At 63.4% G+C, this 5988-nt stretch carries 5 protein-coding genes and 3 pseudogenes; 2 read left to right on the top strand and 6 right to left on the bottom strand.

All coding sequences use genetic code 11. From position 1 onward, the window contains the following. Window positions 1-19 precede the first annotated feature (19 nt). A pseudogene (locus JOZ76_RS38300) lies at window positions 20-196 on the top strand (transposase); the annotation flags it as partial. Between the two features lie 117 nt (window positions 197-313). Here the strand turns inward: JOZ76_RS38300 and tnpC are convergent. From tnpC to JOZ76_RS20040, 4 genes and pseudogenes are all read right to left on the bottom strand, one after another. Then, window positions 314-1897 (bottom strand): IS66 family transposase, encoded by a 1584-nt coding sequence (gene tnpC, locus JOZ76_RS20055; protein WP_291701092.1) that lies wholly within the window; start codon window positions 1895-1897, stop codon window positions 314-316. A 72-nt stretch (window positions 1898-1969) separates the two neighbouring features. Beyond that, window positions 1970-2323, bottom strand: a pseudogene (gene tnpB, locus JOZ76_RS20050) (IS66 family insertion sequence element accessory protein TnpB). Continuing rightward, entirely contained in the window at window positions 2320-2751 is a 432-nt protein-coding gene (gene tnpA, locus JOZ76_RS20045; protein WP_291701089.1) for an IS66-like element accessory protein TnpA, read from the bottom strand. Before tnpA ends, tnpB begins: the two are co-directional and overlap by 4 nt. Before the next feature lie 182 nt (window positions 2752-2933). Further along, the gene (locus tag JOZ76_RS20040; protein WP_291701087.1) at window positions 2934-3710 is read right to left on the bottom strand and encodes a hypothetical protein; all 777 of its coding nucleotides are present in this window, start codon (window positions 3708-3710) and stop codon (window positions 2934-2936) included. A 459-nt stretch (window positions 3711-4169) separates the two neighbouring features. Between JOZ76_RS20040 and JOZ76_RS38295 the strand changes: the two genes are divergently transcribed. Continuing rightward, window positions 4170-4484, top strand: coding sequence for a transposase (locus JOZ76_RS38295; protein ID WP_366938601.1), 315 nt, complete (start codon window positions 4170-4172; stop codon window positions 4482-4484). A gap of 182 nt (window positions 4485-4666) precedes the next feature. Here the strand turns inward: JOZ76_RS38295 and JOZ76_RS20035 are convergent. Together JOZ76_RS20035 and JOZ76_RS20030 are read right to left on the bottom strand one after the other, a co-directional pair. Further along, window positions 4667-5707: pseudogene (locus JOZ76_RS20035) on the bottom strand (IS91 family transposase); the annotation flags it as partial. Window positions 5708-5807: 100 nt separating this feature from the next. Then, window positions 5808-5988, bottom strand: a 181-nt coding sequence (locus JOZ76_RS20030) for a tyrosine-type recombinase/integrase (protein ID WP_441300063.1), incomplete at its 5' end; no start/stop codon positions are given.

Genomic DNA, 5988 nt, shown 5'->3' with positions numbered 1-5988 from the left:
AGGCGGGCCGCCCTGCGATATGTGCTCCGTCATGAAGAGAGCGGATCGCAACATGATTTCGGATGTTGTTGACGCGTCACATGCTCGGCCCCTGCGCCGTCGTTGGAGCGACGATGTCAAGGCGCAGATCGTGGCGGAATCCTGCGCGCCGGGCGCCGTGGTCTCGGAGGTGGCGCGTCGGCACAAGATCTCGCCGCAACTTCTGTCGGCCTGGCGCAAGGCTGCCCGCCACGGCTTGCTGAAGCCGGTGGACGGCCTCGCGCCGATGGCAAAGAGGCCCGTTGGAACGACCGCGATCCTGGATCGGAGTTCGTCAAGCGGCGAGGCTTCTTCCGCGCCCGGCAGCCCAGGCCCAGGGCATCAGTTCGTCCAGACGGGAGGCCGGCCAGAGATTGACCAGCTTGGTGAGGACGTCGGTCAGATAGGCCTGCGGCTCGACGCCGCAGAGCTTGCAGGTCTCGATCAGCGAAGCGATGCAGGCCCAGTTCTCCGCGCCCTGATCATGCCCCGCGAACAACGCATTCTTGCGATTGAGAACAAGAGGACGGATGCTTCGCTCGACGATGTTGGTGTCAAGCTCGATGCGGCCGTCGTCGAGGAACCGCGTGAGCCCGTTCCAGTGGTTCAGGGCGTAGCGGATGTGCTCGGCGATCTTCGCCTTGCCGGAGACGCGGGTGAGCTGCAGCTCGAACCAGGCCTTGAGCGCCAGCACGAGGGGCTTGCTGTGCTCCTGGCGTATCACGTGCCGCTCGTCGGCGCTGCGGCCCCTGATCGTCTTCTCGATGGCATAGAGAGCGGCGATACGCGCGAGCGCCTCGCTGGCGATCGGGGCAGGACCGTCCTGGACAACGTCGAAGAAACGCCGCCGCAGGTGAGCCCAGCAGAACGCGAGCGTGATCGCGGCGTCAGGTGCGTTGTCGGCAATGGTCTTGTAGACGCTATAACCGTCGCATTGCACGATGCCACGATAGCCGTCGAGCAGCTTGAGCGCGTGGACAGCGCCGCGACCGGGTGCATAAGTGTAGGCCACCGCCGGCGGGTCGGTACCGCCCCAGGGCCGATCGTCGCGCGCGATCGCCCAGAAGAAGCCCTTCTTGGTGCGGCCGCGGCCGGGCTCCAGCACCGGCGCCGTGGTCTCGTCGCATGCGATCTTACCCGCGGTCAGAATGATCTCACGCAACCGAAGCCAGAGCGGCGCAAGCTCCGCGGCGGCATAGCCCACCCAGAATGCAAGCACCGCGCGCTTGATGTCGATGCCCTGCGCCAGCAGCATCTGGGCCTGCCGATAGAGCGGCAGATGCCAGGCATATTTTGCGACCAGCACATAGGCGACCATCGCCTCGGTCGGCAGCCCGCCCTTGATCAGCCGCTCCGGTGCCGGCGCCTGTACCACGCCATCCGTGCAGGCCCGGCAGGCATATTTGGGACGATGCGTGACGATCACGCGAAACTGCGCCGGGACGACATCGAGCCGCTTCGACGTCTCCTCGCCGATCACATGCATCGGCGCACGGCAGCAGGGGCAGTTGGTCTCTTCGGGTGCAATCGTCACGTCGATGTGCGGCAGATGGGCCGGAAGCGCGCCACGATCGGCGCGGCGCTTGTCAGCGCGCTTGCGTGCGCCTGCAGAATCCTTCTTGTCCTCAGCCGCCTCGTCGCCGGCAAGAGCCTGCTCGATGTCCTCGATCGCCAGCAGCAGTTGCTCCGGATCGAGCTTCTCCGAGCGGCGGCCGAACTGCGCGCGTTGCAGCTGTCGCAAGAGGTGGCGCAGCCGATCCATCTGCGACAGCGCGTGGTCGCGCTCCGCGATCGCAGCGTCGCGCTCGGCGCGTGCCGCCGCCACCAGCGCCTGTAGCGCGTCGATATCGGCGGGAAGCTGATCTGTGATGTCGTCCACGCCAACCACTCAATCTGATTCGCGGGATGTTGTAGCATGCGAAGAGCGGCGCGATTCAATTGGCCGAAGCGCTCACGATGTCGCTGACGGCTGCGCAACGTCGTGGACATGCAGACGCGACCAGTCCAGGCCGTCCATCAGCGCGGCGAGTTGCTAGGCGGAGAGTCGCATCACACCATCACTGATCGGCGGCCAGCGGAACGCGTTCTGCTCGAGACGTTTCCACAGCAGCAACAGTCCGGACCCGTCCCAGGCTAAAATCTTCAAACGGTCCGCTCGCTTCGAACGGAAGACAAAAATTGTTCCCGAGAACGGATCATGGCCGAGTTGCTCGCGCACCAGCGCGGCGAGACCGTCGGCACCTTTACGGAAGTCGACCGGCCTCGTCGCGATCATGACCTTCACGCCCGCCGAAGCCGCGATCATGTGGCCGCCCTCACGGCCCGCAGCACATCGCGCAGCCATGTCGGGTCGACCCCGACTGCCGCGCGAACCGTGGCCGCCCCGATCACGATCTCGATCACCTGTAAGCCGCCTGGCACTGCTGGCGCAATCGGCGCCTCTTCCGCTGGTCGCCGTTCTTCGATGACAACGGGCGCAAAAGCCGGGCTGCACCTCTCCGCCTGACGTAAAGCCTGCCGGTGAGCTTGCCGGCGCCAACCGAACAATTGCTGCGGTGTCAGACCGTGTCGGCGCGCCACCGCTGTTACGCTCTCACCATCGGCGTAGCTCTCGCCGACAATCTGCGCCTTCTGCTCTGCCGTCCAGACGCGGCGCCGTCCCGTCCCGGTAAACACCTCGAGCCGATGCACCGGCTCCGGCTTGGATTTGTGCAAAAGCTCGGTGTCCGACACGTGTCCAGCTCGCTCGACTCAGCCGCCGGACATTCGCCTATCAGCCTGTGGTCTTGAAGGTGGGGTCTAACGGCCGCTTACTGTGAAGCCGCCGATGTGACGCGATAGATCTCGGCGAGGCGATCGACCCCACGGCCGATTAGTCTATCGCCACGCGGCGCTGATCCGCGCGACGCACTCGATCAATGTCTTGTTTCTGACGATTTCGAAAGTCGCCAATCCGTTGTTGCCCGATAGAGAACCGGACGAACGTCTGCTGCGACCGCCGCTATTTCGGCGATGAGCGGACGAGACGCGATGGCACCGAAAACGACGTGACTGAGCTCAGATTGGTCATGCCACTTGGTCGCTATTGCGAACCGCGCGGGAGCCATCCCGGTCTCGAATCTCTGCGGCCTGCCGTCGGAGGCCCCTAGAGAAATTGGAGTTGGGTGAGTAGGCTCCCGGGATTGCCTGCAAGACCGGAAGACCTCGGGGCGAACATCAGGCGGTGCCGTGTCCACGCAGACGACAATCACCCCAAGGGCCTGAAAGGCATACTGCAGACCGATATTGTTTTGTGGGTGGTCGTCAACCCATAAGATTGTCATGCGCGCCTCGGGTGGCGAGGAGGCTTGCTGCAGCAGTTTCTCCGCCGCGGAGTTAGCGGCGCGCTGCGCGGCGCTTCGTTGTTCGGCTGATACTTGTCCAAAGTACTTGGCAATCTGCTGGGTAAGCCCACTCTGCACGTGTAGAGAAACGATCTTGACGGCAAAACCCTCCTTAGGTCCGGCTGAGACCTCTACCGACTGCTTATCCCTCATAAATTCATTTACGAACTTTTGGATAGCTTGAACATCAACGTTGCGCACCAAAAGATAAATCAGGATGAGAAATGCTGCGGGCCAGGCCAATCCAACGAGGAGAGTTACCGACGAGGAATAAAGATCCGCAATCAACTTATAGCCGTTGTATTCCATCGGCTCGCTCCTGTCGGAACAAATTGTACGAAATCGTCGTTTTCGATCTTCGTCGCAGCACAATCAGAAAATGCGCGCGGCTGCGTTTCTCGAGAAAGTTGTGACACTACTGCTGGATTATTTGCCCGTCTAGAAGATATGCGCGGCTGCATAAAAATTGCGGACGCCGTCAATTTACGGGGACCTTCCCATCGACAGAAGTTAGGTTTGCGCCAACAGATGTCGGCCTTCCGAAGTCAGCTCATGTGCAGGTTTTTGGATGCCGGCATGACGAGACCCACCGCTTGCTGAGCTGACCGGCGTCCAAAAAGCGCCAAGGCACGAAGTCGCGCGAAGTTTGGCACCGGCGGGGCAGCGGGCGCTATGGGGATTTGATCCGGGCGCCGACCTCGGCGGTGTGTGAACCTCCTCCGAATGAGTGGACACCTGTAGTAGGCTCAAGGAGCCAGGAGGTGTCGAATGCAAGGACGTCAACGTCGGTCGTTTACCGAGGAGTACAAGCGGCAGGCCGCTGAACTCGTGCTTTCGAGTGGTCGATCGATCACGTCTGTGGGTAAGGAACTCGGTGTTCGCGAATCGGTGCTGCGACGCTGGGTAGATAAGCTGCGGCAGGAGCCGACATCGGCGTCGTGGCGCCCCACCACGCAGACGACGCCGATGTCGGCGGACCAGGCTTCGGAGATCGCCCGGCTACGCCAGGAGAACGAACGGCTGCGCATGGAGCGCGACATTTTAAAAAAGTCGATCGCGATCTTTGCCGGAAACCGGACATGAGCTTTCGCTTCATCGAGGATCATCGCGACGTCTATCCGGTGCGTCTGATGTGTGCCGTGCTCGAGGTCTCGCCGGCGGGCTATTACGCCTGGCGGGAGCGGCCGGTTAGCGCTCGCGTGACGACCAATGCCACGCTCCTGGCGGCGATCCGAGACGTCCATCAGGACAGCGGCAGGCGGGGCGACATTGAGGAGTGCGCGGGCGGTCGCGATGTTCGCGGCGCGGTTGGCGTTGGCAAGGAGCCCGTAGTGGCGGATACGGTGAAAGCCCTTGGGCAGCACGTGCATCAGGAAGCGTCTGATGAACTCGTGCGGGTGAAGCCGCATGGTCTTCCAGCGGTTTTGGCCGTTGACGCGGTAGTCCTTCCAGCGGAACGCAATGGCGCCGTCGTCGGCGGCAACGAGGCGGCGGTTCGAGATGGCCACCCGATGGGTGTAACGGGAGAGATAGCGCAGCACCTGCTCGGGTCCTGCGAACGGCGCCTTGCAATAGACCACCCACTTGATGCGCCGCAGCGGGGCGATGAAGCGCTTGAACGTCCTCTTGTCGGCAAGCCCGGCATGGGTGTTGAAGAACGTCAGTTGGTTGGCGGCGTGCGCCTCCATGAGCATCGCCAGCATCTTGCCGCGGAACAGACGCGCCAGCACGTTGACGTGGACGAGGAAGTCGGCGCGTGCGGCGACCCATCGTGGGCTGTCGAGCGAGAGCCCGCCACCCGGCACGATCATATGCACGTGCGGATGATGGGTGAGCGCCGAGCCCCAGGTGTGCAGCACGGCCGTGACACCGATCCGTGCGCCGAGGCGCTTGGGATCAGCGGCGATGGCGAGCGTTGTCTCGGCGGCTGCCTTCATCAGCAGGTCATAGACCAGGCGCTTGTTCTGGTAGGCGACGTCGCGCAGCTCGCTCGGCAGCGTGTACACGACGTGGAAGTACGGCACCGGCAACAGCTCCGCTTCGCGGTCGGCCAGCCATTGGAGTGACGCCGCAGCCTGGCACTTCGGGCAATGCCGGTTGCGGCAGGAGTTGTAGGCGATCTCGGTATGGCCACATGCTACGTTCTCGCAGCGTGCGACATGGCCGCCGAGCGCCGCCGTGCGGCAGCGCTCGATGGCACTCATCACCTTCAACTGGTCGAGGCTCACATGGGAGCGGTTGGCCTCGCGCCACGCAGGGCCGTGATCGCGGAGAATGTCCGCGACCTCCAGAGCTGGTCGAGCCATGGCCGGCGGCGCTAGGGCGCCGGCGGCTCCGCGGTGTTCCGCTTTGCGCGCCTGCGGCGCGGTGCGCTTAGACCACCGAGCGGGCTCTCGATCTTGGCGATCATTCCTGTCGCCACGCGGGTGTAGCGGCCGTCGTCTCGAGCTTGTCGTGACCGAGCAATGCCTGAATCAGGCGAATGTCGGTGCCGCGCTCGAGCAAATGGGTCGCGAAGCTATGACGGAGCGTGTGGAGAGAGAGCGCCTTGCGCAATCCCCCGTCTTTGGCCGCTTCCTTGAACAGC

This window comes from Bradyrhizobium sp. (assembly GCF_019244115.1).
Lineage (GTDB): Bacteria > Pseudomonadota > Alphaproteobacteria > Rhizobiales > Xanthobacteraceae > Bradyrhizobium.
Note: the sequence above shows the minus strand (reverse complement) of the source record. Positions and strands in the feature narration are given on the sequence as shown.

Coding starts and splice junctions, on each gene's coding strand:
- JOZ76_RS20040 (WP_291701087.1), bottom strand. CDS start 3,710: ATGGAATACAACGGCTATAAGTTGATTGCGGATCTTTATTCCTCGTCG.
- JOZ76_RS38295 (WP_366938601.1), top strand. CDS start 4,170: ATGCAAGGACGTCAACGTCGGTCGTTTACCGAGGAGTACAAGCGGCAG.